Below are 23,261 nucleotides of genomic sequence, written 5' to 3'. Positions count from 1 at the left end.
TGATCTAGCTATGGCCGGTCTCCAGGGCCACAGAAAATTCTCCCGCCAGAGCACCCATTGCCAACTGTTCGGCTTCGGCAATGGATGTCTGGCGGATGATTTCCTTCACCTCGGGAATTGCCCCCGGGTACATACTGAATTCCCGCAAACCCAAGCCCAGCAGTAATGGTGTAAAGGCCGGATTGGCTGCCATTTCGCCACACATTGCTACTGGAATACCCTTGGCGCGCCCGGCAGCAATGGTGTGCTGAATCAAAGCCAGGACGCCGACGTGCAACGGATCAAAAAGATCATTGACATCATCATCGCCACGATCAACCGCCAGGGCATATTGAATAAGATCGTTGGTCCCGATGGAGAAAAAATCGGCACAACCGGCAAAATAGTGCGCGGCCATGGCCACGGCGGGCACTTCTACCATAATCCCGAGAGGCATATCCGGATCACAGGGCAGCCCCTCGCCACGCAATTCTGCCTGCAATTCACTTACCAGCGCCCGGCTTTGCAGCAATTGGCTCATACTGCTGAGCATCGGCAGCATCAAACGCACCGGCCCCAGGGCCGAAGCCCGCAATATGGCCCGCAAATGCGGGCGAAACCACTCGGGACGACGCAGACAAAGGCGTAGTCCACGCAAACCCAAAGCCGGATTCAGGGCATTATGTGTGGTCGTTTCGTCGTCACTTAACCCCTTATCGGCACCAATATCCAACGAGCGGATGGTAACGGGAGCCCCTGCCATTTCAGTCACCACCCGGGAAAAGGCCTGATACTGCTCTTCTTCATCAGGAATATCGGGACGATTCATAAACAGAAACTCACTGCGATACAAACCCACACCATCGGCATTCATGCGCCGCACCAGACTGGAGTCGTCCGGTAATTCGATGTTGGCCCGCAAATGAATTTCTACACCATCGGCAGTAATGGCGGGCAGATCCCGTTGTTCTTCCAGAAGCCGGCGGCGGCGCTGTCGTTGTTCCTGTAAACCTTGATACTGTCGCAGTACCAGCGCGTCGGGTGCCACCAGAATAATGCCCTGATCACCATCGACAATGACCATGTCGCCGCTGCGTAGCAGACGACTGGCAGAATGGGCGCCAACGACCGCTGGCAGACCAAGACTCCGTGCGAGAATGGCGGCGTGCGAGTTTGCTGCGCCAAAGTCGGTCACCCAGGCCAGGACCTTGTCCTTTTTCATGAGCACGGTATCAGCAGGGCTCAACTCTTCAGCAATGATGATTTGTCCTTCCGCACTCTGCAGCGTCGGCGGCTCCCAGCCAACGAGCTGCCGTAATACCCGATCGGTCACCTGAATAATGTCTTCCCGCTTGGCACGCAGATAGGCATCTTCCATGCGGTCAAAAATTTCCAGCAGGCGTTCCCGTTCCAGCTGAATGGCCCAGGCCGCATTGCGGTGATCTTCGCGAATGGAACGTAACGGTCTTTCCCGCAAGGCGGGATCATCCAGCATCAGGAGATGCGCATCAATAAACAGGCGGGTATCCTGGGGTGCGTCGGCAGGAATCACGTCACGTACCGCAAAAAGTTCATCACGGGCAGTGCTGAGAGCTGCACGTAAGCGCAGCACTTCTGCCTCCACAGCTTCTGGAGCCAGAATATGTTCGGGAATATCCAGCGTCGTCGGCTCCAGCACCAGCGCTGTGCCAATCGCAATGCCACCAGAAGCCCCTATACCTGCCAGTTCAAAACTCATGCATCTTCCCCGAATCGGTCCTTAGCCAGGGCCAGCAAGGCATCGGCACAGGCCTGCTCTCCCTCTCCTTCGGTTTCCAACGTCAGAATGGTTCCCTGGGCTGCGGCCAGGGTCATCAAGCCCATGATACTTTTACCATTGACCCGCTGAGCATCGCGCTCCAGCCAGACAGCACAGGGGTAACGTGCCGAAAGACTGACAAACTTCGCCGAAGGCCGGGCATGCAAGCCCAACGAATTAATAATAGGATAGTCAACACGGACCGTCACAACACATACTCCCCGACAACGAGGTCAGACTTAAATTGTTTTCAGCATAACCTGACAGCGAATGTGCGACCATAGCGCCAGCAACACCGGACATTGTGGCGAATGACCGCCACCCGCTCCAGGCTTATGGTCAGGTACGTGGTACAGCACGCAGAGCAAGAATATCTACAACTCCCTGCACAGCCCCATCCAAGGCCCCCTGACGGGCTGCGGCCAAACCTTCTTCGCGCCGCGATAAGGCCCGCAGCAGCATCGCCAGATTCAAACCGCTAATGGCTGCTACGCGGTCTTCGGGAAGAATCGCCGGAATCAGGTTTGCCGGGGTTGCTCCGTAAAGATCATTGAGAATCAGCATGGCATCACCTTCCGGCAGTTTTTCAATGAATTCCCACAGGCGCTTGCGCCCGGTTTCGGGATTAGCGTCGGGCAGAATCTCCACAACCTCGACGGCTGCTGGCATGGTGCCGAAAATATGTTCCAGGGTATTGGCAAATGCCACGCCCATACCTGCATGGGTGAGCAGAACAAGGTGAATCATGTCAAAGTCTCGGTGATATTCAGTTCACGATGCTGAATCAGAATGCGTTGGCCTTTACTCAGTAATTCACGCGCCAGAACTTCCACCATGTACACACTGCGGTGCTGCCCCCCCGTACAACCCAGGGATACTGTCACATAATTACGATGTTCCCGGGCAAAGGGGGGTAACCACACCTGCAAAAAACTCCGCAAGGATTCCAGCGCGGTCTCTAGCTCTGGACGCCCTGCCAAAAAAGCCTGTACGGCAGTATCGCGCCCCGTTAAAGCCCGCAACTCCGGATCATAGTGCGGATTGGGCAAGGCACGCAGATCAAACACAAAATCAGAATCCAGTGGCAGCCCGCGCTTGAAGGCAAAAGATTGCAGCAGCAATACCAAATTGCCATAGTGCTGCGACGCCAGACTCCAGGCCTGCACCCGCAGGCGCAACTGGTGGGTATTGATCCGTGAAGTATCCAGCCTTTTGTCTGCCATATCAGCGAGAGGTTGCACCATTTCCCGCTCTCTTTGCAAAGCTTTCAGCAGGGATTCACCGGGAGTAGCCGCACTGTCATCGGTCAGGGGATGGCGGCGGCGGGTTTCACTGTAGCGCTGCAACAGGGTGTCTTCGCCCGCTTCCAGAAACAAAATACGTGGATGCAGTCCATACGCATCCCGTAAATCTTTGAGGGCCTGTGGCAAGGCCGCAAAAAAATCGCGATTACGTACATCTATGCTGACGGCCGCCAATAATGACTGCCCCTCGCGATGCGCCAGCTGCGCGCCAAAGGCCACCAGCAGGGTAGCGGGCAAATTATCCGCACAATAATACCCCTGATCTTCGAGCGCCTGGAGCACCGTGGATTTTCCCGATCCTGACAGTCCGCTGACAATAATGAAGTCCCGCTCGGCCATCATTCCTCCCCGACACTCAGACGTACCTGTTCTTCAAAGTCAGCGAGCATGTCGCCTCCGGACTCTTTCACATACTGGCTGCGGGCCGCTGCTTCCACCAGCACGGCAAGATTGCGCGCTGCCGAAACCGGAATGCGCAAGCGCGTCAGCGGAACCCCCAGAATATCCAGATTGTCGACCTTACCCTGCAGTCGGTCGATGTCGCCCAGCTCCATATCCTGCATATCCTGAATTTCGACCACCAGACGAATGCGTTTGGAACGAACGATAGCAGCCGCGCCAAAAAATTCCCGGATGTTGATAATACCCAGGCCCCGCACTTCGAGAAAATTCCGCAAAGGAGCCGGACAATGGCCGGTGATCACCTGAGGCGCCTCACGCACACATAATACACTGTCATCGGCTACCAGACGGTGACCACGGCTAACCAGCTCCAGCGCCAGCTCGCTTTTGCCGATACCGGCCTCGCCCTGCAACAACAACCCAACGCCCAGCACATCCACCAACACTCCATGCACTTGCTGCCGGGGAGCCAGCTCGCGATGCAGGTAAAGTTGCAGACGGGCAAGCACCTTCGGGGCCTCCAACGCAGTCGTCATGACCGCCACTTGCCGGAACCGCAGTGCCTCCAGAAGCTCTGGACTCAGCGTTTCACTTTCGCACAGTACCAACAGGCTCAGCTTTCCCGTCAGAAATTGCTCAAAACTCAGGGGGTTATCCCGTAGAAACTGAAGTTCACAAGTTCCGGCTATTTGTACGACGTGGGGACGAATAAAATTCAGAAAACCGACCAGAGCCGCGCCACCGATATCGTCTTCCGCCCAGGGGTCGCCACACAGCTGGCAATCCTTATCCGGTCGATGCAGACAATCCCAGAACATCTCCTTGTGGAGATCTTCGCAAAGCCGACGCAGACTGATTTGTCTTTCCATGTCTGCGTCTTTCCTAAAAACTAATCAGAATGGGTCATTGCGGTAAAAAATCCTTCGGCATTGTGCACCTTGAGCAAGTCTGCACGCACTGCCTCAGAGGCCAAACGTACCGCCAGGGTCGAAAGAATTTCGAGATGAGCCGTTGCCGCCGTTTTGGGTACGGCCACCGCAATAAATACCTGCACCTCCAGACCATCCGGTGCGGCAAAGGGGATTCCCTGAGCACTGCGCAGGGCAGCCACAGCCACCTCAGTCACGCCGTCAATGCGGGCATGGGGAAGCGCGACACCATGGCCGATTCCAGTGGAACCCTGCTCTTCACGACTTTTCAGGGCCTCGGCAATGACGGCGGCTGTTTGTCCGGTCGACTCTGCGAGAAGCGCCGCCAAAGCGTCCAGCACGGCTCCGGCATCCGTAACCGGAGGATCAATCAGAACTTGTTGGGGAGTTAAGGGCAGAGTCGTCATGGTTGAGGGTCATTCCATCTCGGCAATGGCTGCCAGACCGGAGGGATTATCATTACGCCGGTCCTGGCGTTTTTCCTTGTAACTGTCAATCTGGCTTTCCAGTTTTTCGGTGACCAGATCCAGGGCGCGATACATGTCGGCATGCTGGGATACGGCGTGAAACACATGACCAGCCGCATACATAGTCACATCAGCGGTATTTTCGGGATTTTCATGGGGCGCATGTTTCAGAACAACCCGGGCATCAATCACCTGATCAAAATGTCGATCAAGCTTGCCGATTTTCTCTTCTGCATGGTTTTTCAGGGCTTCTGTCAGGTCCAGGTGCTGACCGGTAATGGTAATTTGCATGGCGCTCTCCTGTCCTCTTGCGAGGATTGTTTATGATAATCGCCCCTGATCGGGGTCCGGCTTCAGTGTAGCGCCAACCGCCGCCACAAAAAACCCTGTATTATGGACGTCGAAAACTAAAGCCGCCGACGCTGGCTTGCCGGCGGGATATTAGCCGCTTCCCGATATTTGGCTACCGTCCGGCGGGCAATCTGAATGCCCTGATCGGCGAGAACCTTGGCAATTTCTGCATCACTTAAAGGATGTTTGGGATTTTCCGCCTGGGTCAATTTGATGAGCAGGGCGCGAATGGCCGTCGCTGATGCTGAGCCGCCACTGTCTGTTCCCACATGACTGGAAAAAAAGTACTTGAACTCGAAAAGACCTCGGGGAGTAACCATGTATTTCTGGTTGGTCACCCGGGAAACCGTGGATTCATGCATTTCCACGGTTTCAGCGATATGGCGCAGCACCATGGGGCGCATGGATTCCGGACCGTTGCTAAAAAAATCCTTCTGCTTATCCACAATTGCCCGAGCCACTTTCAAAATGGTTTCCTGACGACTTTGCAGGCTTTTGATAAACCAGCGTGCCTCATTGAGCTGATCCTGAATATATTTATGAGCGGCATCTTTGCCCCCGGCCATGCCCGCATAGCGGCGGTTGATGCGCAGCTTGGGCATGGCCTCAGGGTTCAGGTCAACCCGCAGACGCTTTCCGGACCAGCGCACAATCACATCGGGAATGACATACTCGGTATTTTCGCTTCCGACTTCTTCACCCGGTTTAGGGTTGAGGGCGGAAATGAGCGCCATGGCTGCTCCCAGCATGCCCTCATCAACCCCCAGACTGGCGCACAGCCGTGGATAATCATGGCGACCCAGGGCTTGCAAATGGTCTTTGACAACATCCATCGCCAACTTTTGCACGCTGGCGTCTACATCCGTCAACTGCCTGAGCTGCAACAAAAGACACTCACTCAGATCACGCGCCGCCACACCGGGAGGGTCAAAGTCCTGAACGCGCAACAATACCGCCTGGAAAACGGCAGCATCAGCACCCATAGCAGCAGCCAGATCGTCTGGATTTTCAACCAGATAACCGCGATCATCAATGGCATCAATGATCATCTCCGCCATGTTGCGCTCCTCAGGACTGAAGTGCGTCATATCCGCCTGCCAGCGCAGATAATCCTGAAGACTTTGACTGTGACTGTTCCGTGCTTCAAAGTCGGGAAGCTCATCATCAGAACCTCCACCTGATGCACTGGTGCCCAGATCAAACACGTCATCCCATTGGCTGTCGACCGGCAAATCATCAGGCAAAGTATCTTCCGCAGCCAGATCCAGCTGGCGATCTTCACCGGAGCTTTCACCGGGTTCTGGAGCGCTGCCGGGGACTCCGGTTTCTTCACCGGATACGTCCTCATCCAGAAGAGGATTGCTTTCCAGCATCCCCTGAACTTCCTGTTGCAGATCAACCGTCGATAACTGCAGCAGGCGGATGGCCTGCTGCAGCTGCGGGGTCATGGCCAAATGCTGACCGAGTTTGAGTTCTAAACCTTGTTTCATTGCCTTCCAGATTCAGATTCGAAACTGATCTCCCAGATATACCTGACGAACCATGGGATCATCCACGATTTCCTGTGGGCTCCCGGCCGTCAGCACCTTCCCATCATGCAGTATATAGGCGCGTTCGCAAATGCCTAATGTTTCGCGCACATTATGATCAGTAATCAGGATACCTATGCCGCGTTCACGTAAGTCCTGAATAAGACGTTGAATTTCTAAAACAGAAATCGGGTCGATCCCCGCAAAGGGTTCATCCAGCAAGATGAAGCGCGGACTCATGGCCAAGGCGCGCGCAATTTCCACCCTGCGCCGCTCGCCGCCGGAGAGACTGTGCCCCTTGGTGTCGCGCAGCAGGCCCAAATGCAATTCAGCCAGGAGCTGATCCAGGCGATCCTGGCGCTCGGCTTTACTGAGCGGCAGGGTCTCCAGAACCGCGAGAATATTATCTGCTGCGCTCATTTGCCGAAATACCGATGGTTCCTGAGGCAGGTAACCCAATCCCATGCGCGCCCGTTCATGCATGGGGAGTGCAGTGATATCACGTTGCTGCAGAAAAATATGACCGCGATTCGGACGTACCAGTCCGACCATCATGTAAAAAGTGGTGGTTTTGCCAGCGCCATTGGGGCCGAGCAAGCCCACGACTTCCCCGGCGGCAACCTGAACAGAAACATCCCGGACAACCGTACGACGACGATAGGATTTGACCAGGGACTGGGCCTGGAGCAGATCGCTCATGGCCTCCCACCGCTGGCAGAGCGGTTTGCTGCTGCAGGATAAAACACGGAGTGGACGCGCTGTCCGGGGGCTGCCGTCACTGCCGTTTGCTGGTTATTCAAAAAGTAGGTTACCTGCTGGCCACTGATTTCATTTTTTTCCTGCCAGAGATGGGCGTTTCCCTGCAACACAATTTCCCCCGAACCCGGCTTGTAAATCAGGGTATTTCCATAGCCGTGGCGCTGCGCGCTGGACATGGTAAAGCTGACGGGACTACCAGTTGCCGTGGCCGTTTGTACTTTGCCCTGCAGGGCAGCTATGACGAGTTTGTTGGCATGAATGACCACATCGCCCTGGGTCATAACGACATTGCCGAGATAAGTGGCCTGCTGGGAAGGCTTGTTTTCGGCATGCAGCGTATCTGCACTGATATGAATGGGTCCTTTGGCCAACGTCTGTTGGGCAGCAGGGGCCGCCAGGGCCGCCAGGGAAACTATCATCAGCCCGACCGGCCAGTAACGCCCTACCGAGCCATGCTTAAGGCGCATAAACACCACGTACATTCCGCAAAATATTGACCTCCTCGGTTTTGACCGACGCCCAAAGCCCCATTCCGGTCATCCAGTCCTGACCATGTTCCAGACGAACCGGATCCTGGGTGCTAATAATGCCCGTTTGCGGGTTATAGTGCACCCTCTCGGTCAGAAAACGGGTATCTGGTTTCATTGTCCCGATGACATTCCCCCACAGGGTAATCAGGTGGCTGGATCCATCGACCTTGCCCTGATTGGCGCTCAGATTCAGTTCCTGGCCGGGTCGAAAACGTTTGACTGCGACGTCTTTGAGTATGGTCTGATCGCGACGCGGTTCGTGATAGGCCGTGTGCGCCGTGGCCAGTAAGTCCAGCTTCCCGGCGGCATCATACTGGCGCATGACAACATCTTCAGCGGCCTGATCGCCCTTATGAATTTGACCGTGCCAGTCAATTTGCGGGAGCGACAGGGGGCGCTGCGGCCATGACCACCAGACCAGTCCGGCAAGACACATAAGCAGCACGGTAAAACCCAGGCTGGGAAGCCGCAAACGCAGCATCAACAATGCCCCTGTTGCCCAGCCTGGGTCAAAACGGCGGACCAGCAGCCCTTGGCCTGCAAAATCAGCTCACATAATTCCCGGACGGCCCCTCGGCCACCCTCATACTGGCTTTGCCAGTGAACCCGCTGGGCCAGTTCCGGATGGGCATCAGCTGGCACAGTGGCCAGCCCGACGCGCTGTAAAATGGGCAAATCAATGAGATCGTCACCCATGTACGCGACCATGGCATCTTCGACATTCAGCTCCAGCTTCAGCTCACTGTAAGCCAGATGTTTGTCCTTGCAGCCCTGAAAAAGATGTTTGATACCCAGGTCCCGGGCACGATGCGCCACTGCTGGAGAGAATCGTGCGGTAATAATGGCCAATTCCACGGCATGCGCCTGCAGCAGCTTGATCCCGTAACCATCGCGCACGTGAAAGGCTTTGCTTTCGGTGCCGGCATCATCAAAATACAGCCGTCCGTCGGTCATCACTCCATCCACGTCCAGGATCAGCAGCCGGATTTGCGCAGCACTTTCCATCAGGGTTTCCGCTGCCAAACGCTTCATACAATTCCGGCCCGAAGTAAATCATGCATATTCAAGGCGCCGACCAAGCGCTGATTGTCGTCCACAACCAGCAGCGCCCCCACCCGTTTGGCCTCCATCAGGGCCAAAGCCTCGGCCGCCAGAGCCTCAGCGCGGATGCTGCAGGGTTGGGCATGAGCCAGGGCAGACATGGGTTGCTCCCAGAGATCCTGACGTTCGGCAAAAGCCCGCCGCAAATCGCCATCGGTGAAAATTCCCAACACCCGATCCTCGCCATCCACCACAGCGGTCATCCCCAAGCCTTTGCTGCTCATTTCCAGAACAGCATCACGCAGCATGGTCTCCAGGAATACCTTTGGCAAAGCCTGGCCTTGGTGCATCACATCCTGAACCCGGAGCAACAGTCGCTTGCCAAGGCTTCCACCGGGATGGGAAAGCGCGAAATCATCCGCCGAAAAACCGCGTGCCTGCAACAAGGCCATGGCCAGGGCATCGCCCATGGCCAGAGTTGCCGTGGTAGACGCCGTCGGCGCAAGATTCAGAGGACAGGCTTCGCGCAGCACACTGCAATTGAGATGCACAGCGGCACTGCGCGCCAGGGTCGATTGGGGGTTTCCGGTCATGGCGATCAGTGGCACGGCCAGACGCTTGACCACCGGAAGAATGGCCAGCAATTCAGCCGTTTCACCCGAATTGGAGAGCGCCAGAAGACAATCAGAGCGGGTCAGCATGCCCAGATCGCCATGACTGCCCTCCGCAGGGTGCAGAAATAAAGCCGGACTGCCCGTACTGGCCAGGGTCGCGGCGATTTTTTTGCCGATGATGCCGGATTTGCCCATACCACTCACCACCACCCGGCCCGAACATTGGAGAAGTAACCCGCAAGCCTGGACAAAACTGTCGTCAAGACGTGCTTCCAATGCACTTACCGCTTCAGCCTCCAGACGCAAAACATCACGCCCGGTAGCCAACAGATTATCGACATCCATGCTTACTGCCATTCTGACAAACACTTAATCTGCACGATCACCGTCCTGTTCCTGAATGGCTTCATAGACTGCATGACAATGGGGATGAGCCGCCATGACCTTGTCAATATCTGCAAATGAAGTCTGGCGCAGCAAGGTCCAGCAACGCATATTTTCTGCGGCCAGACTTTCGGGATGCTGTGCATACCAGTTGCTGCTGTCCTTGGGCGTATTGCCGACAAGCACTTGCCCCCGCGCCCACCACAATAGCAGGGCAAAAAGTGCTAGCGCACCAATAATGACCAACGTATATACAATTTTCATAAATTCTGCTGGAAGACCCGGGTTAAGTTAAACTTCTTCGTGATATTGCTGGTTCAACAATTGTACCAGTTTCCCTTCGCGCTCAGTAATATCCGCCATCAGGCGGTCGCTGAAATCCTGCCAGAATAATTGCAGACGGGCGAGATCTTCTCCTTCTGCAAACTGGCCCATCAATTCGCCCACCTTTTCAACGACTTCACGAAGTTGCAAACTGGTACTCAGGGCATTTTTAATTTGTTCGCGAGGATGGGGTATCCAGCTCCGGTCACTGACGTAAGAGCGCAAACGCTCACCATACTCCAGAACCCGTTTGCGCAACTTGCCGCCAAGCCCAATTTGCTGACTGCGCAAATCCCCCCAGACAGCGAGTTCCATCAAATCAACCCAGTCTTTCCGCCAGCGTTTTCGGAGTTCGGCGGACACAGATATCGCGTCCTGGACGGCTACCAGGTCAAATTCCATCTTGCCGTACCCTGCATATTTCCTGCGCCACTTGCCATCGCTCCGGCGTACCTACATCGGTCCATATTCCCTGATACAGGGTCCCCTCCACCACACCCGCTGCAATCCACTGTCGCAACCAGGGCGCCAAGGGTGCCGATTGCTCCGGATAGCCCCGCAACAGCGCCGGATCTATGCGGGCAATTCCTGCATAAGTATGACGTTCTTCGCCCTGCAACACCACCATCCCCGCATTCAGGGCAAAGTCTCCTGCGGGATGATGGGGTGGATTGGGCACTAGAACCAGATACACCGCAGCCGGTGATACCTGGAGCAGGACATTCAAGGGAAAATCCGTACAAATATCGCCATTGACCAGCAAAAATGGAGCACCTCCTAGTTGTGGCAAAGCCCGGATCAAAGCGCCACCCGTCTCCAGGCGTCCCGATCTTTCGTCACTGTAGATAATGCGCACTCCCTGCCAATTGTAACCCAGCTTTTCCACAATCAGGTCGCCCAGATGACCGATATTGATGATGACCTCGCAGACTCCCGCAGCGGCCAGGGATTCCAGATGCCGCACGATGAGCGGTTTTCCCCCGACTTCCAGCAAGGGCTTGGGAAGATGGTCCGTGTAGGGACGTAAGCGTTCACCCCGCCCGGCTGCGAGGATCATCGCCCGGGTCATAGCGCCAGCCAGACCGAGAACTGCGGGAAAAATATTTGCAGCTGCGCATCACTGGCCAAGGCATCCAGTACATATTTGCGAAATTGCGGTAGTAAATCCAGATAACCCGACTTGCCATCGCGATAGGCCAAGCGGCAAAAAATTCCCAAAATCTTGATGTTGCGTTGCAATGCCATCCATTCGACACTGCGTACAAAGGACTCCTGCGGCAATACCGCCCTGCCAGTTTTGCTGAGTCGGCCCTGAAAATCCAGAATCCATTGGTGCCGGCGGGCAGAGCCCCAATCCCAGTAACGATCCCAAAGCAAGGAGGCCAGATCATAGGTCCAGGGGCCGATCACAGCGTCCTGAAAATCAATCATCACCAAGCGCCGGGGATCGGTCTGCAGCATGAGATTGCGGGCGTGGAAATCCCGATGGACCCAGACCTGAGGCTGATTGAGGGCATTGTCCTGCAACAGTGCAAACAGCTTTTGCAAGTTCTGCTGCGCTTCTTCATCCGGCGTCACCCCCAGATGCCTGAGCAAATACCAGTCATAAAACAAAGTCAGCTCTTCGCCCAGACGTTGCCTTGAAAAAAACGGTAGACGAGGTCGCGCATCATCCTTTCTGCCCGCGCTTTGCAGGGCAATAATGAGATCCAGCGCCTGCTGCATCCAGAACTCCGTTTCCGTGCCTGTATCCAGAATGGCCTTGAGATCCGTAGTTCCCAGATCTTCAAGGAGCACAAATCCCGGCTGCAACTGCGCTGCCAGAATTTTTGGCACGGGCAGTCCAGCACTTTGCCAGCGCTGCTGAACCCGTAGAAAGGGCAAAATATCCTCAGGTGGTGGCGCATCCATAAACAGCCGCTGGTCTGGCAAACGCCAGTAATGCCGGCCACTGGCATCACCGGGAATGGCCTGAGACTGTCCAGCATCCACGCCCCTGGCCTGCAGCCAGGCTGCTGCATCTGGCGATATTTGTCCGGCCGAAACAGCGGGCGTCAAAATTTTTCTGGTGTTTAGAGATTGCGACATAAAAGCATTTTGTGCGATTTTAGGCGCCTATGAAAAGCCCTCTTCAGCAGGTTCGCAAATTTCGACACGGAAAATCTCTTCCGTCCGGGCACGTTGCTTCTCCACGTCGCCGCATTTGCCTGGCCCTGCTGGCAGCATTACTATACCCCGGTCCCGCCTGGGCTACGACTGTGGAAAAGCCGGTGACCCTGTATGCCGATCAAGTCAACGGAATGGGCAGTGGGCACTGGACGGCCAAGGGTAATGTCGAAGTACTTTATGGAGATCGGCGGGTTTACGCCGATACGGTGCATTACGACCAGGCCAAAGATGAAATTCTGGCTGATGGCCACGTGCGGATGGTGAGCCCCGGCATGGTCACAGCAGCCCCCCAGGCAACCATTCATCTCAAGGCCAACGAGGGGATAGTCGTACACCCCCGTTATCTGCTCGAAGCCGAGCAGGGACATGGTCATGCAGAAAGTGGTCGCGAGTTGAGCAAGGGTCACTATCAGCTGAATGAGGCTTGCTACACAACCTGCCACGGCAAGGTACCCGCCTGGCAACTGTGGAGCAGTCAGATCGACCTCAACCAGAACGACAACTATGTGACGACCAAAAATACTACGCTGAATGTATCCGGTCTTCCGGTATTCTGGATGCCCTATTTCAGCTTTCCGCTCAAGCGCCATTCCGGTTTTCTGGCCCCCGGCCTGGGCAGCTCCACCGTCAACGGCTTTTATCTGGGCATACCCTACTATTTCGACATTGCCCGCAACCTGGATGACACCTTTACCCTGAATTACTTCACCCGGCGTGGTGTCATGCTGCAAAATGAATTTCGTTATCTCGAACCGAACTACAGCGGCAAGCTTTTTCTGGATTTGTTACCTTCGGACCAACTGACCCATAAAAACGTCTGGGCATTGTCCTGGCAGCACATCCAGAATCTCGGCGACGGCTTCAGTTTCAACGTCAATTACAATCGGGTCAGTTACAAAAACTTTCTTTCCGATTTCGGCAGCACTGCGGGTTTCGGCAGCAGTTTTATTGGCGGTATTGGTAACGCCCCTTACATTACTTCGACCGGCGGAATTTACTACAACAATGCCCACATCAGTGCCGGTGCCGAATTACAGGGTTACCAGGAACTCGCGCCAGACAGCAACGCACCTTATGCCCAGTTGCCGCGCATTTATGCAGATGGCTACTGGCGGGTGGGACGCAGCGGCTACTTCAACTGGCATAGCAGCTTCAATTATTTTTCTGCTTCCACCGGACCCATTGGTCAGCGCCTGGATCTGACCCCCACTCTGGGATGGCGCTTCAGCCGGGGTTGGGGCTTCCTCGAACCCCAGGCCCGCCTCTACTACAGCCATTATCAAATTCAACGCAATGCCCCTTATGCGCGCGCCATAAACCGCACCCTCCCCGCCCTGAGCCTGAAGGGTGGACTGAATTTTGTCCGCTATGGCAGCAATGGCAGCACGGCGCTCCTGCAACCGATTTTCAAATATACCTACATTCCCTTGCAGGCCCAGAATGACATTCCCAATTTTGACGCCAGCACGCCTTACCTGGATTTTCCCGGCATTTTTAGCGACAACGTACTGTTTACCGGCAGTGACCGGATAAATGCTGCCAATCAAATTGCCTATGGGCTACGTGGTACCTGGCTGACCCCCACGGGCCGTCAGCTCTGGGAAGCAGCCGTCGGGCAAATTCGCTATTTCAATCACGAACAGATCAATCTGGCTGGTGATATTGTTCCGCAGGCCACACAGTCCAATTATTTTTTCGAGGGACAATACGCCCCCGTTGCCGACATGAACCTGCTCGCCAGCACCCAGATCAACCCGCAACATAGCCAGCTCGACCGCCTCAATCTGCGCGCCCAATGGTTGCCGGGACCGCAGCGGGTGATCAACCTCGATTACCGCTTTACCCGGGATTTCGTCGACCAAACCGGTGTTTCCGGTGCCTGGCCGGTATTCCGGAACTGGCAGTTACTGGGGAGCTATCAGTATGATGTTACCGACAGCAAGCCTCTGGAGGAGCTGGTGGGGATCGGCTATGATGGCGGCTGCTGGGCAGCGCACATGATGGTATATCATCAGATCCTGCTTGGCGGGCAGTCCAATAATGCTGTTTATTTCGAGATCGTGTTGCGCGGCCTAACCAGCCTGGGTAATGCCTCAACCGGTTTGCTCAGCCAGTATGTGCCGGGCGCCAGTATGGAGTTTTGATGTCCTGCAAACGTCGTCCACTTGTTATTGCCCTGAGCCTGCTGCTTGGAACCCTGCCCGTTGCGGGCTGGGCCAGCACGCCTTTCCTGAACCGGGATACCCTCCTGGCCCAAGCGCCAGCGCCTGCTGTTGATTCTGCACCGGCAACGCATACTTATTCGGAAGACTCTGCACTGGCACCCATGAATGCGCCAATGCCCAGCAACGCGGTGAATCTGGATAAAATCGTAGCCATCGTCAACGACAATATCATCACCTCCATGCAACTGGAGCAACGCGTCAGCGCGGTGCGCGCCCATCTCCAGCAGAGTGATCCCAATGCCATGCCTGCGGATGACATTTTGCGCCGTCAGGTGCTGCAACAGATGATTTTGCAGGATATCGAATTACAAATGGCGCAACGCGCCAACATAAAAGTGGACAAAGGCATGCTGGATCAGGCCGTCAACAACCTGGCCCAGGCCAACCACATGACCGCTGACCAGTTACGTCAAGCATTGAGTAGTCAGGGACAATCCTGGGAAACCTTCACAAACGATCTCAAGGATCGCATTATTGTTGACCGACTCATGCAGCAGGAAGTGGAAAGCCGCGTCCATGTGGGGCCTGACGAAGTCAAAACCTTCGCTCATCAACTCAAGGACATGGGCGGAGTCAGCTTCAACCTGCAGCAGATATTCATCCCCATGCCCAACAACCCGACCCCCAACGCCATCAGCACAGCCCGCCAACAGGCCACCGAAGTCCGGAATCACCTGATTGCCGGGGAAGACTTTTCACGTCTCGCAGCGCAAGTCAGCAGTGGCCGCGATGCCCTGCAGGGCGGTCGGATAGGCTGGGTGAAAGCCGGAGAGCTCCCCCCCTCGGTGTCTCAGGCCCTCATGTCCCTGAAAACCGGGGATATCAGCCAGGTCATCGCCGGACCCACCGGTTTCCACATTTTCAAGATCCTCGACAAAAAAGACGAACAACCAACCATCACTGAGGTCAAAGCAGCAGCCATCGTGCTCCGCGCTGGCAGTAGCCTGCAACTTCAGGAAGCAGAAGATCGCGCCCAGGATATTCAGACTGCCCTTCAGAATGGCAGCCGTTTCTCGGAACTGGCGCGGAACTACAGTCAGGATCCCAACACCGCTGCAAAAGGCGGAGAAATGGGCTGGATTACCCCGGGACAGCTGCCAGACACCCTTGAACGGACTTTGCTCACCTTGCAGCCCGGAGCCGTCAGCAGTCCCATTCGTGAAGGCGATGCGATTTACATCCTGCAGTCCCAGGGCCGGCGTCAGCAGCCCGTGGAAGAAAAACAGATCATGGCAGCAGCACGCATGCAGCTCTTTAACCGGATTGTCCGTGAACGCATGGACGAATGGCAACATCGGATTCGTGACAGTGCCTATGTAGAAATTCTGGAACCCAATCTACGCGGCAGCGATGCCTGAAATTCTGCATAGTACCCCGGCAACTGTCGCAAGCGGCAACCGCATTCAGGGCAGTCTGACCCCGACCTGGACCCTGTTTTACAAGGAAACCCTGCGTTTCGGTAAAGTCTGGTTGCAAACCATTGCCGCCCCGCTGATTACCACCATTCTCTATCTGGTGGTTTTCGGGCATGCTCTGGGCAGTCATATCACCGTGTATCCAGGTGTCAGTTATACGGCTTTCATTGTGCCCGGCTTGATGATGATGTCTGTGCTCCAAAATGCCTTCGCGAACAGCTCTTCCAGCCTGATTCAATCCAAGGTGACCGGAAATATTGTGTTTGTGCTGCTCAGCCCGCTCACGCCCACGGAAATTTTTACGGCCATGGTCGCCGCTTCGGTGTTCCGGGGTATTTTAGTGGGACTGGCTATTTTTGCCCTGGCTTTACTGTATCTGCACATTCCCGTGCTGCATCCCTTCTGGATTCTGGTTTTCGCCATTCTTGGGGCCAGCGGCATGGGTAGTTTGGGTTTGATAGCGGGCCTCTGGGCCGAAAAATTCGATCAGATCGCCGGTTTTCAGAATTTTGTCATTATGCCCCTGACCTTTCTGGCCGGAGTATTTTACTCGGTGCAATCCCTGCCGGGGATCTGGCGGCAGATTTCCCTGATTAACCCTTTTTTCTACATCATTGATGGCTTTCGTTACGGTTTTTTTGCCGATTCGGATGTCAGTGTCTGGGCCAGCCTGGGGGTCAGCCTGGCTTTTGCACTCATCACCGGCTTTTTTGCCTGGCGCCTGCTTGATCGGGGTTACAAGCTGCGCCAGTAATACAGCACGCCATACGAAAATAGCCGCTTTGAAAAGGGGATCACAAATCTCCTGTTATGGGATACAATGTTCCACATGAACGCCAACATGATCAAATCACTTATTCAGCAAGAACTCCCGGATGCCCTGGTTGAAGTACAGGGAGACGACGGTGCCCATTTTGAAGCACTGGTCATCTCGGCTACTTTTACCGATTTGTCCCCTGTCAAACAACACCAGCGGGTTTATGCCGCTCTGGGTGAACGCATGCGTGAAGAAATTCATGCACTTTCCCTGCGCACTCTCACCCCTGAACAGGCCGAGCAGATCCGTCATTCTGCCCAGCACTGAAACCATCCACGCCCGACACGTCACGAGGATTACCATGGCTACGATTCAAGAACTCATTCAGGAACAAGTTGAAAAACACCCTGTTGTGCTTTACATGAAGGGCAACCCCCGCGCGCCTCAGTGCGGATTCTCGGCGCGCGCCATACAATTGCTGCAACAGTCGGGAGTGAAGGAATTATTCACTGTGGACGTTCTCGCCGATCCCCAGATTCGCGACGGTATCAAGCAGTTTTCCAGCTGGCCAACCATTCCCCAGTTGTATATTCAAGGTGAATTTGTCGGCGGCTCCGACATCATGTCTGATCTCTACCAGCAGGGCGAACTCCAGAAGCTGGTGGAAAAAGCCCAAAACGCCTGAAAGGTTAGCATCGACCCTTATGGATAAACTGCTGCTGCGTGGTAATGGCCCCCTGCGTGGCGAACTACGGATTTCCGGGGCCAAAAATGCGGCGCTGCCCTGCCTCGCTGCCACCTTGCTGGCAAAAGAACCCGTACAGCTTCGTAATATCCCACATCTCCGGGACATTACCACTACCCTGGAACTCCTCAGCACCCTCGGAGCCAGAGTCCTGGTGGACGGTCAACTCGGTATCGAAGTGGATCCCCGGCCGGTACACTCGCTGGTGGCTCCCTACGAACTGGTAAAAACCATGCGGGCATCCATTCTGGTGCTCGGCCCACTCCTCGCCCGCCACGGTTCTGCTGAAGTCAGCCTGCCGGGAGGCTGCGCCATTGGTAGTCGTCCCGTCAGTGTCCACCTGAGCGGTTTGCAGGCCCTGGGTGCGGAAATTACGGTGGAAAATGGCTTTGTCAAAGCCAGGGCGGCAAAACTCATCGGCGCCCGGATTGTCATGGAAATCGTTTCTGTCACCGGCACCGAAAACCTGCTCATGGCAGCGACACTGGCCGAGGGGCACACCACGCTCGAAAATGCGGCCCGCGAGCCCGAAATTGTGGATCTTGCCCGCTGTCTGAATGCCATGGGCGCGCGCATTTCCGGGGCGGGCACTTCGGTCATTGAGATAGAAGGTGTCAAAGAATTACATGGTGCCGAACACAGCGTGGTAGCTGATCGCATTGAAACCGGCACTTATCTGGTCGCCGCAGCCATGGCCGGGGGCGATGTCTGCCTCAAACGTACTGACGCCAGTCTCCTGGAAAGCGTCATCCTCAAATTGCGTGAAGCCGGGGCAGAGGTAACAACGGGCGCCGACCTGATTCGCCTGCGCATGAAGCAGCGACCCAAGGCCGTAGACATTCGTACCGCCCCTTTTCCTGCTTTCCCAACGGACATGCAGGCGCAGTTCATGGCCCTCAATTGCATTGCCGAAGGCAGCGGCGTGATTACGGAAACGATCTTTGAAAATCGCTTCATGCACGTTTCCGAATTGCAGCGCCTCGGGGCGGAAATTACCGCCGACGGTAAAACGGCGGTAGTCCGGGGTGTTCCGAAGTTGCGCGGCGCACCGGTCATGGCCACCGATCTGCGTGCCTCGGCCTGTCTGGTTCTGGCTGGTCTGGTCGCTGAAGGGGAAACCCTGATCGACCGGATTTATCATCTTGATCGTGGCTACGAAGTCATTGAAGAAAAACTGGGCGCTCTCGGCGCGGATATTCGACGTATCAGCAATAGTGGTCTCAGGAGCGCATCATGAATACCGGCATCACCATCGCCCTGTCCAAGGGCCGTATTCTTCAGGAAGCCATTCCGTTATTTGCCGGTGCGGGCATCGAACTGGCCGAAGATCCCGATGAATCACGTAAACTCATCATTCCCAGCACCGATCCGCAAGTGCGTTTTCTGGTGATTCGTGCCAGCGATGTCCCTACCTATGTGACCTGGGGTGCTGCCGATGTCGGTATCGCCGGAAAAGATGTGCTGCTCGAACAGGAAGGACTGGATTTGTATGAACCGCTGGACTTGCGCATTGGCCTATGTCGCATGTCCGTGGCAGAGCCTGCCGCGCTGGCTGCCACCGATGCCCCGCAACGCTGGGAGCGGGTGCGGATTGCCACCAAATACCCGCACATTACCCGGGACTATTTTCATAGTCGTGGGGTGCAGACCGAAATCATCAAATTGTACGGCAGCATGGAGCTGGCGCCTCTGGTCGGACTTGCGGATCGTATTGTCGATCTGGTTTCCAGCGGTCGGACGCTTCTGGAAAACGGCCTCGTCGAAGTCGAGGAAATCATGCCGATTTCCAGCCGCCTGGTAGTCAATCGGGCCGCCATGAAACTCAAGCGCCGCGCCATTGAACAGCTGATTACCCAACTGGAGGCACAGGTCCGCTCATGAATCGTCTCGACACCCGCGACTCTGATTTCACCCGGCAGTTTCATGCCCTGCATGATTGGGATGCCAATCTGGATGATCAGGTAGAAGGCCGGGTCAGGGAGATTGTCCATGCCGTGCGCGACCGGGGGGACGCCGCCTTACGGGAATTTACCGAACGCTTCGATGGTTTGAGCACCGCTTCTGCAGCTGACCTGGAAATACCCCGGACGGCTCTGGAACAGGCTTTAAACAGCCTGGAACCCTTGCAGCGTGCGGCCCTGGAAGAAGCCGCCCAACGTATTCGCGCTTATCACAAACATCAGCGCAGCGAGAGCTGGAGTTTCAGCGAAGATGATGGTACCCGGCTTGGCCAGCGCATTTTGCCCTTGTCCCGGGTGGGTATTTATGTACCCGGCGGCAAGGCTGCCTACCCCAGCTCGGTGCTGATGAACGCCATCCCTGCCCAGGTTGCCGGGGTTCAGGAGATAATCATGGTTGTCCCTACCCCCAAAGGTCAGGTGAACTCCTGGGTATTGGCCGCTGCCGCCATTGCCGGGGTGCATCGGGTGTTTTGCGTGGGGGGTGCTCAAGCCGTTGCAGCACTGGCTTATGGAACCGAAACCGTTCCTGCCGTCGACAAAATCGTCGGTCCCGGCAATATTTATGTCGCCACGGCCAAGCGTATGGTTTTTGGTCGGGTAGGCATCGATATGATTGCCGGCCCCAGCGAAATCCTGGTGATCAGTGATGGGTCTGCGCCTGCAGAATGGCTGGCCTGGGATCTTCTGTCTCAGGCAGAACACGATGAAATTGCCCAGAGTATTTTCATCAGTTGGGATGACGCCCACATTGACGCTGTGGTCAGCGCAGTGGATCAGGCTCTGAGCGTGCTCGACCGCGCCCCCATCGCCGGTAAAAGCTGGGCAGATCGCGGGGCGGTGATCCGCGTGCGTGACCGTGCCGAAGCCTGCGAAGTCGCCAACAGGGTTGCCGCAGAGCATCTGGAGCTGGCAGTAGCTGATCCGGAAAGCTGGCTGCCCGACATTCATAATGCGGGCGCCATATTCATGGGTATTCACAGCTGTGAGGCACTGGGTGATTATGTAGCGGGACCCAATCATGTTCTGCCCACCGGGGGCAGTGCCCGGTTTTCCTCGCCGCTGGGTGTTTATGATTTCGTAAAACGCAGCAGTCTCATTCAGGCGAGTGCGGCTGGTGCCAACACTCTTGGCCAGCTGGCCGAGCGGCTGGCGCTGGGTGAAGGGCTGACCGCTCATGCCCGTTCTGCGGCCTGTCGCGTCACGGACCGGCAAAAATGAATAGCCTGACGCTGATGGAAGTTCTGCTGCGCCCGCAACTGCTGGCCAGCAAAGCTTATGCAGTCGCGCCCAGCACCGGCCTGATCAAGCTGGATGCCATGGAAAATCCCTATGGGCTCCCCGATCTGCTGCGCCAGGCCTGGCTGGAAAGTCTGAGCGATGCCCCCATTAACCGATATCCTGATCCCCATCCTGACAGCCTGATTACTGCCCTCAAAAAGCATATCGGCCTGCCTGCGGGTATTGAACTCATGCTGGGCAACGGCTCCGATGAACTGATTCAGATTCTGGTGACCGCTGTGGCCGGAACAGGACGGCCGATCATGGCGGTTGATCCCAGTTTCGTCATGTATCGTTTGCTCGCCGAGCAACTGGGACTGCCCTTCATCGGCGTGCCCCTGGATGCGGAATTTCAGCTGGATTTACCCGCAATGCTCCGGGCCATCGCCGAACATCAGCCCGCCATCGTGTTTCTCGACTGGCCCAATAATCCCAGCGGCAGCCTGTTCCCGGAAGCCGACCTCGCGGCCATTATCCAGGCGGCTCCCGGTCTGGTGGTGGTGGATGAAGCCTATCATGCCTTCAGTCAAACCACTTTTGCCGGGCGACTCGGACAATATCCCAACCTGCTGCTGTTGCGTACGCTTTCCAAAGAAGGTCTGGCAGGACTCCGCCTCGGCATGCTGGCAGGGCCATCCGCCTGGATTCAGGAACTGGACAAATTACGTCTGCCCTACAATATCAACATCCTGACTCAACGCAGTGCCGCCTTTTATCTCCAGCACAGCACCGTACTCGATGAACAGGCGGATATTCTGCGCGCCGAACGAGACAGGATGTTCAAGACCATCTCCGCCATGGGCCTGGCAGTCTGGCCCAGTGCCGCCAATTTCCTGCTTTTCCATACGCCCGGGAAAGCAGCGGAAATATACGCAGGTCTGAAAAACGGGGGGATATTGATCAAAGCCTTTACAGGCCACCCCCGTCTCGGCGACTATCTGCGGGTGAGTGTCGGCAAACCTGCCGAAAACAGCCGTTTTCTCTCCGTACTGGAGTCATTACTGTGAAGCCGCGCCAAGCTGAAGTCGAAAGAAACACCCTTGAAACCCAGATTCGCGTCCAGATCAATCTGGATGGCTCGGGACAGGCGGATCTGCATACCGGTCTGCCTTTTCTCGACCACATGATTCATCAGATTGTGCGTCACGGGCTTTTTGATCTGAGCATTCAGGCTCAGGGCGATCTCGACATTGATGCCCATCATACGGTCGAAGACATCGGCATCACGCTGGGTCAGGCTTTTGCTCAGGCAGTGGGGGACAAATCCGGCATCCAGCGCTATGGACACGCTTATGTACCTCTGGACGAAGCCCTGTCGCGGGTGGTTGTGGATCTTTCCGGCCGCCCCGGTCTGGTGTTTGCCGTAGAATTCCCGCGCGCCCAGGTTGGCGGCTTTGATGTGGATCTTTTCCATGAGTTTTTTCAGGGATTCGTCAACCACGCCATGCTCACCCTGCATCTGGATGCCTTGCGCGGCCGTAATACCCACCACATTGCCGAAACCCTGTTCAAGGCCTGTGGTCGCGCCCTGCGCATGGCGGTCAGCCCCGACCCCCGAATGGCCGGTAATATCCCCAGTACCAAAGGAACCCTGAGCCTATGAACGGTAACAGGGTGGGCATTATTGATTACGGGATGGGGAACCTCTATTCCGTAGCCAAGGCCGTGGAGTACCTGGGCGGTAAAGCCGTTGTCAGTGATCAGGTGAGTGAACTGGCCACTACGGATCGCATTATTTTCCCCGGTGTTGGTGCCTTCGGGGATTGTATGGCGGCATTGGAAGCGCGCGAACTCAGCGATTTTGTCCGCGTAGCTGCCCAGACCCGCCCCTTTCTGGGCATCTGTCTGGGCATGCAGATGCTGATGGACAGCAGTGAAGAACATGGCGAACATGCGGGTCTTGGCCTCCTGCCGGGCCGCGTCATCCCCTTTCCCGAAGAAGCCCTGCACAGCGCCGATGGTCGTCGCCTGAAAATCCCGCACATGGGCTGGAATGAGTTGCATCAACTGGTGGATCACCCGCTGTTCGCCGGTGTTCCGCAAAATGCCCAATTTTATTTTGTGCATTCGTATTACGTGGAGCCTTCTGCACCGGAAATCCTCGCGGCTTTCAGCGATTATGCTTTTCCCTTCTGTGCAGCTGTCGCAGCGGACAACCTTTTTGCCATGCAATGTCACCCGGAAAAAAGTGGCAGCGCCGGCCTGCGCCTGCTCGGCAATTTTCTTGCCTGGGATGGAGACTGCGGCTCCCAATGTGCCATCTGAGCTGATCTTGCTGAAAAATTTTTTACGGAGGATGT

The 23,261-nt window shown here is 55.9% G+C and carries 28 protein-coding genes; 11 read left to right on the top strand and 17 right to left on the bottom strand.

All coding sequences use genetic code 11. From position 1 onward, the window contains the following. Positions 1-4 precede the first annotated feature (4 nt). From ptsP to GCD22_RS00965, 17 genes are all read right to left on the bottom strand, one after another. Positions 5-1,717, bottom strand: a complete 1,713-nt coding sequence (gene ptsP / locus GCD22_RS01045) for a phosphoenolpyruvate--protein phosphotransferase (RefSeq protein ID WP_031571013.1) — start codon at positions 1,715-1,717, stop codon at positions 5-7. Beyond that, positions 1,714-1,986: an HPr family phosphocarrier protein gene (locus tag GCD22_RS01040; protein WP_024893430.1), complete on the bottom strand. Its 273-nt coding sequence runs from the start codon at positions 1,984-1,986 to the stop codon at positions 1,714-1,716. The genes ptsP and GCD22_RS01040 overlap by 4 nt, the downstream gene beginning before the upstream one ends. Positions 1,987-2,116: 130 nt before the next feature. After that, entirely contained in the window at positions 2,117-2,524 is a 408-nt protein-coding gene (locus tag GCD22_RS01035) for a PTS sugar transporter subunit IIA (RefSeq protein ID WP_010640622.1), read from the bottom strand. After that, entirely contained in the window at positions 2,521-3,420 is a 900-nt protein-coding gene (rapZ, locus tag GCD22_RS01030) for an RNase adapter RapZ (RefSeq protein ID WP_024893431.1), read from the bottom strand. Before rapZ ends, GCD22_RS01035 begins: the two co-directional genes overlap by 4 nt. Then, a complete protein-coding gene (hprK, locus tag GCD22_RS01025; protein WP_024893432.1) occupies positions 3,420-4,352 on the bottom strand; it encodes an HPr(Ser) kinase/phosphatase in 933 nt (310 codons plus the stop codon). Before hprK ends, rapZ begins: the two co-directional genes overlap by 1 nt. A 20-nt stretch (positions 4,353-4,372) precedes the next feature. Next, complete coding sequence (locus GCD22_RS01020) at positions 4,373-4,819, bottom strand: PTS sugar transporter subunit IIA (RefSeq protein ID WP_024893433.1); 447 nt, start codon at positions 4,817-4,819, stop codon at positions 4,373-4,375. A gap of 9 nt (positions 4,820-4,828) precedes the next feature. Then, on the bottom strand, positions 4,829-5,170 hold the full coding sequence (gene hpf / locus GCD22_RS01015) for a ribosome hibernation-promoting factor, HPF/YfiA family (protein WP_010640629.1): 342 nt from the start codon (positions 5,168-5,170) through the stop codon (positions 4,829-4,831). Between the two features lie 116 nt (positions 5,171-5,286). Then, positions 5,287-6,720, bottom strand: coding sequence for an RNA polymerase factor sigma-54 (locus tag GCD22_RS01010; protein ID WP_031571010.1), 1,434 nt, complete (start codon positions 6,718-6,720; stop codon positions 5,287-5,289). A 12-nt stretch (positions 6,721-6,732) separates the two neighbouring features. After that, positions 6,733-7,458, bottom strand: coding sequence for an LPS export ABC transporter ATP-binding protein (gene lptB, locus GCD22_RS01005; RefSeq protein WP_010640632.1), 726 nt, complete (start codon positions 7,456-7,458; stop codon positions 6,733-6,735). Then, positions 7,455-7,985: a lipopolysaccharide transport periplasmic protein LptA gene (gene lptA, locus GCD22_RS01000; protein WP_226831403.1), complete on the bottom strand. Its 531-nt coding sequence runs from the start codon at positions 7,983-7,985 to the stop codon at positions 7,455-7,457. Before lptA ends, lptB begins: the two co-directional genes overlap by 4 nt. Further along, entirely contained in the window at positions 7,975-8,529 is a 555-nt protein-coding gene (gene lptC, locus GCD22_RS00995) for an LPS export ABC transporter periplasmic protein LptC (RefSeq protein WP_024893436.1), read from the bottom strand. The genes lptA and lptC overlap by 11 nt, the downstream gene beginning before the upstream one ends. Then, positions 8,529-9,080, bottom strand: a complete 552-nt coding sequence (locus tag GCD22_RS00990; protein ID WP_031571007.1) for a KdsC family phosphatase — start codon at positions 9,078-9,080, stop codon at positions 8,529-8,531. Before GCD22_RS00990 ends, lptC begins: the two co-directional genes overlap by 1 nt. Then, a complete protein-coding gene (locus GCD22_RS00985; protein ID WP_024893438.1) occupies positions 9,077-10,048 on the bottom strand; it encodes a KpsF/GutQ family sugar-phosphate isomerase in 972 nt (323 codons plus the stop codon). The genes GCD22_RS00990 and GCD22_RS00985 overlap by 4 nt, the downstream gene beginning before the upstream one ends. Before the next feature lie 24 nt (positions 10,049-10,072). Beyond that, the gene (locus GCD22_RS00980) at positions 10,073-10,351 is read right to left on the bottom strand and encodes a hypothetical protein (protein ID WP_010640641.1); all 279 of its coding nucleotides are present in this window, start codon (positions 10,349-10,351) and stop codon (positions 10,073-10,075) included. Between the two features lie 27 nt (positions 10,352-10,378). Beyond that, complete coding sequence (locus GCD22_RS00975; protein WP_024893439.1) at positions 10,379-10,813, bottom strand: hypothetical protein; 435 nt, start codon at positions 10,811-10,813, stop codon at positions 10,379-10,381. Beyond that, a complete protein-coding gene (locus GCD22_RS00970; protein ID WP_024893440.1) occupies positions 10,803-11,480 on the bottom strand; it encodes a nucleotidyltransferase family protein in 678 nt (225 codons plus the stop codon). Before GCD22_RS00970 ends, GCD22_RS00975 begins: the two co-directional genes overlap by 11 nt. Beyond that, positions 11,477-12,499 carry an aminoglycoside phosphotransferase family protein gene (locus GCD22_RS00965; protein WP_031571004.1) on the bottom strand — a complete coding sequence of 341 codons (1,023 nt, stop codon included), beginning with the start codon at positions 12,497-12,499 and terminating at the stop codon, positions 11,477-11,479. Before GCD22_RS00965 ends, GCD22_RS00970 begins: the two co-directional genes overlap by 4 nt. Before the next feature lie 29 nt (positions 12,500-12,528). Here GCD22_RS00965 and GCD22_RS00960 point away from each other — a divergent pair, with 29 nt between their 5' ends. The 11 genes from GCD22_RS00960 to hisH all read left to right on the top strand — a co-directional run bounded on the left by GCD22_RS00960 (position 12,529) and on the right by hisH (position 23,226). Continuing rightward, entirely contained in the window at positions 12,529-14,724 is a 2,196-nt protein-coding gene (locus tag GCD22_RS00960; protein ID WP_024893442.1) for an LPS-assembly protein LptD, read from the top strand. Continuing rightward, positions 14,724-16,163 (top strand): peptidylprolyl isomerase, encoded by a 1,440-nt coding sequence (locus GCD22_RS00955; protein WP_024893443.1) that lies wholly within the window; start codon positions 14,724-14,726, stop codon positions 16,161-16,163. Before GCD22_RS00960 ends, GCD22_RS00955 begins: the two co-directional genes overlap by 1 nt. Next, positions 16,156-16,974 (top strand): ABC transporter permease, encoded by an 819-nt coding sequence (locus GCD22_RS00950; RefSeq protein WP_010640651.1) that lies wholly within the window; start codon positions 16,156-16,158, stop codon positions 16,972-16,974. The genes GCD22_RS00955 and GCD22_RS00950 overlap by 8 nt, the downstream gene beginning before the upstream one ends. 87 nt (positions 16,975-17,061) lie before the next feature. Beyond that, entirely contained in the window at positions 17,062-17,304 is a 243-nt protein-coding gene (locus GCD22_RS00945; RefSeq protein WP_226831405.1) for a BolA family protein, read from the top strand. A gap of 34 nt (positions 17,305-17,338) precedes the next feature. Then, entirely contained in the window at positions 17,339-17,662 is a 324-nt protein-coding gene (gene grxD, locus GCD22_RS00940; RefSeq protein ID WP_010640654.1) for a Grx4 family monothiol glutaredoxin, read from the top strand. A gap of 19 nt (positions 17,663-17,681) precedes the next feature. Further along, complete coding sequence (murA, locus tag GCD22_RS00935) at positions 17,682-18,959, top strand: UDP-N-acetylglucosamine 1-carboxyvinyltransferase (protein WP_010640656.1); 1,278 nt, start codon at positions 17,682-17,684, stop codon at positions 18,957-18,959. After that, a complete protein-coding gene (gene hisG, locus GCD22_RS00930) occupies positions 18,956-19,603 on the top strand; it encodes an ATP phosphoribosyltransferase (RefSeq protein ID WP_024893445.1) in 648 nt (215 codons plus the stop codon). Before murA ends, hisG begins: the two co-directional genes overlap by 4 nt. Continuing rightward, complete coding sequence (gene hisD, locus GCD22_RS00925; RefSeq protein WP_024893446.1) at positions 19,600-20,901, top strand: histidinol dehydrogenase; 1,302 nt, start codon at positions 19,600-19,602, stop codon at positions 20,899-20,901. The genes hisG and hisD overlap by 4 nt, the downstream gene beginning before the upstream one ends. Beyond that, positions 20,898-21,968, top strand: coding sequence for a histidinol-phosphate transaminase (gene hisC / locus GCD22_RS00920; RefSeq protein WP_024893447.1), 1,071 nt, complete (start codon positions 20,898-20,900; stop codon positions 21,966-21,968). Before hisD ends, hisC begins: the two co-directional genes overlap by 4 nt. Continuing rightward, positions 21,965-22,564, top strand: a complete 600-nt coding sequence (gene hisB / locus GCD22_RS00915; RefSeq protein ID WP_010640664.1) for an imidazoleglycerol-phosphate dehydratase HisB — start codon at positions 21,965-21,967, stop codon at positions 22,562-22,564. The genes hisC and hisB overlap by 4 nt, the downstream gene beginning before the upstream one ends. Beyond that, the gene (gene hisH, locus GCD22_RS00910; protein ID WP_024893448.1) at positions 22,561-23,226 is read left to right on the top strand and encodes an imidazole glycerol phosphate synthase subunit HisH; all 666 of its coding nucleotides are present in this window, start codon (positions 22,561-22,563) and stop codon (positions 23,224-23,226) included. The genes hisB and hisH overlap by 4 nt, the downstream gene beginning before the upstream one ends. The last annotated feature ends 35 nt before the right edge of the window (positions 23,227-23,261 follow it).

Source organism: Acidithiobacillus thiooxidans ATCC 19377 (assembly GCF_009662475.1).
In the GTDB taxonomy this organism is placed as follows: domain Bacteria; phylum Pseudomonadota; class Gammaproteobacteria; order Acidithiobacillales; family Acidithiobacillaceae; genus Acidithiobacillus; species Acidithiobacillus thiooxidans.
The sequence above is the reverse complement of the archived record's forward strand: the minus strand, read 5'-3'. Positions and strand labels throughout refer to the sequence as shown.

Excerpts from the sequence above, each read along its gene's own strand:
- ptsP (WP_031571013.1), bottom strand. The coding sequence starts at position 1,717 with ATGAGTTTTGAACTGGCAGGTATAGGGGCTTCTGGTGGCATTGCGATT.
- GCD22_RS01035 (WP_010640622.1), bottom strand. The coding sequence starts at position 2,524 with ATGATTCACCTTGTTCTGCTCACCCATGCAGGTATGGGCGTGGCATTT.
- rapZ (WP_024893431.1), bottom strand. The coding sequence starts at position 3,420 with ATGGCCGAGCGGGACTTCATTATTGTCAGCGGACTGTCAGGATCGGGA.
- hprK (WP_024893432.1), bottom strand. The coding sequence starts at position 4,352 with ATGGAAAGACAAATCAGTCTGCGTCGGCTTTGCGAAGATCTCCACAAG.
- GCD22_RS01020 (WP_024893433.1), bottom strand. The coding sequence starts at position 4,819 with ATGACGACTCTGCCCTTAACTCCCCAACAAGTTCTGATTGATCCTCCG.
- hpf (WP_010640629.1), bottom strand. The coding sequence starts at position 5,170 with ATGCAAATTACCATTACCGGTCAGCACCTGGACCTGACAGAAGCCCTG.
- GCD22_RS01010 (WP_031571010.1), bottom strand. The coding sequence starts at position 6,720 with ATGAAACAAGGTTTAGAACTCAAACTCGGTCAGCATTTGGCCATGACC.
- lptB (WP_010640632.1), bottom strand. The coding sequence starts at position 7,458 with ATGAGCGATCTGCTCCAGGCCCAGTCCCTGGTCAAATCCTATCGTCGT.
- lptA (WP_226831403.1), bottom strand. The coding sequence starts at position 7,985 with ATGCGCCTTAAGCATGGCTCGGTAGGGCGTTACTGGCCGGTCGGGCTG.
- lptC (WP_024893436.1), bottom strand. The coding sequence starts at position 8,529 with ATGCTGCGTTTGCGGCTTCCCAGCCTGGGTTTTACCGTGCTGCTTATG.
- GCD22_RS00990 (WP_031571007.1), bottom strand. The coding sequence starts at position 9,080 with ATGAAGCGTTTGGCAGCGGAAACCCTGATGGAAAGTGCTGCGCAAATC.
- GCD22_RS00985 (WP_024893438.1), bottom strand. The coding sequence starts at position 10,048 with ATGGATGTCGATAATCTGTTGGCTACCGGGCGTGATGTTTTGCGTCTG.
- GCD22_RS00980 (WP_010640641.1), bottom strand. The coding sequence starts at position 10,351 with ATGAAAATTGTATATACGTTGGTCATTATTGGTGCGCTAGCACTTTTT.
- GCD22_RS00975 (WP_024893439.1), bottom strand. The coding sequence starts at position 10,813 with ATGGAATTTGACCTGGTAGCCGTCCAGGACGCGATATCTGTGTCCGCC.
- GCD22_RS00970 (WP_024893440.1), bottom strand. The coding sequence starts at position 11,480 with ATGACCCGGGCGATGATCCTCGCAGCCGGGCGGGGTGAACGCTTACGT.
- GCD22_RS00965 (WP_031571004.1), bottom strand. The coding sequence starts at position 12,499 with ATGTCGCAATCTCTAAACACCAGAAAAATTTTGACGCCCGCTGTTTCG.
- GCD22_RS00960 (WP_024893442.1), top strand. The coding sequence starts at position 12,529 with ATGAAAAGCCCTCTTCAGCAGGTTCGCAAATTTCGACACGGAAAATCT.
- GCD22_RS00955 (WP_024893443.1), top strand. The coding sequence starts at position 14,724 with ATGTCCTGCAAACGTCGTCCACTTGTTATTGCCCTGAGCCTGCTGCTT.
- GCD22_RS00950 (WP_010640651.1), top strand. The coding sequence starts at position 16,156 with ATGCCTGAAATTCTGCATAGTACCCCGGCAACTGTCGCAAGCGGCAAC.
- GCD22_RS00945 (WP_226831405.1), top strand. The coding sequence starts at position 17,062 with ATGATCAAATCACTTATTCAGCAAGAACTCCCGGATGCCCTGGTTGAA.
- grxD (WP_010640654.1), top strand. The coding sequence starts at position 17,339 with ATGGCTACGATTCAAGAACTCATTCAGGAACAAGTTGAAAAACACCCT.
- murA (WP_010640656.1), top strand. The coding sequence starts at position 17,682 with ATGGATAAACTGCTGCTGCGTGGTAATGGCCCCCTGCGTGGCGAACTA.
- hisG (WP_024893445.1), top strand. The coding sequence starts at position 18,956 with ATGAATACCGGCATCACCATCGCCCTGTCCAAGGGCCGTATTCTTCAG.
- hisD (WP_024893446.1), top strand. The coding sequence starts at position 19,600 with ATGAATCGTCTCGACACCCGCGACTCTGATTTCACCCGGCAGTTTCAT.
- hisC (WP_024893447.1), top strand. The coding sequence starts at position 20,898 with ATGAATAGCCTGACGCTGATGGAAGTTCTGCTGCGCCCGCAACTGCTG.
- hisH (WP_024893448.1), top strand. The coding sequence starts at position 22,561 with ATGAACGGTAACAGGGTGGGCATTATTGATTACGGGATGGGGAACCTC.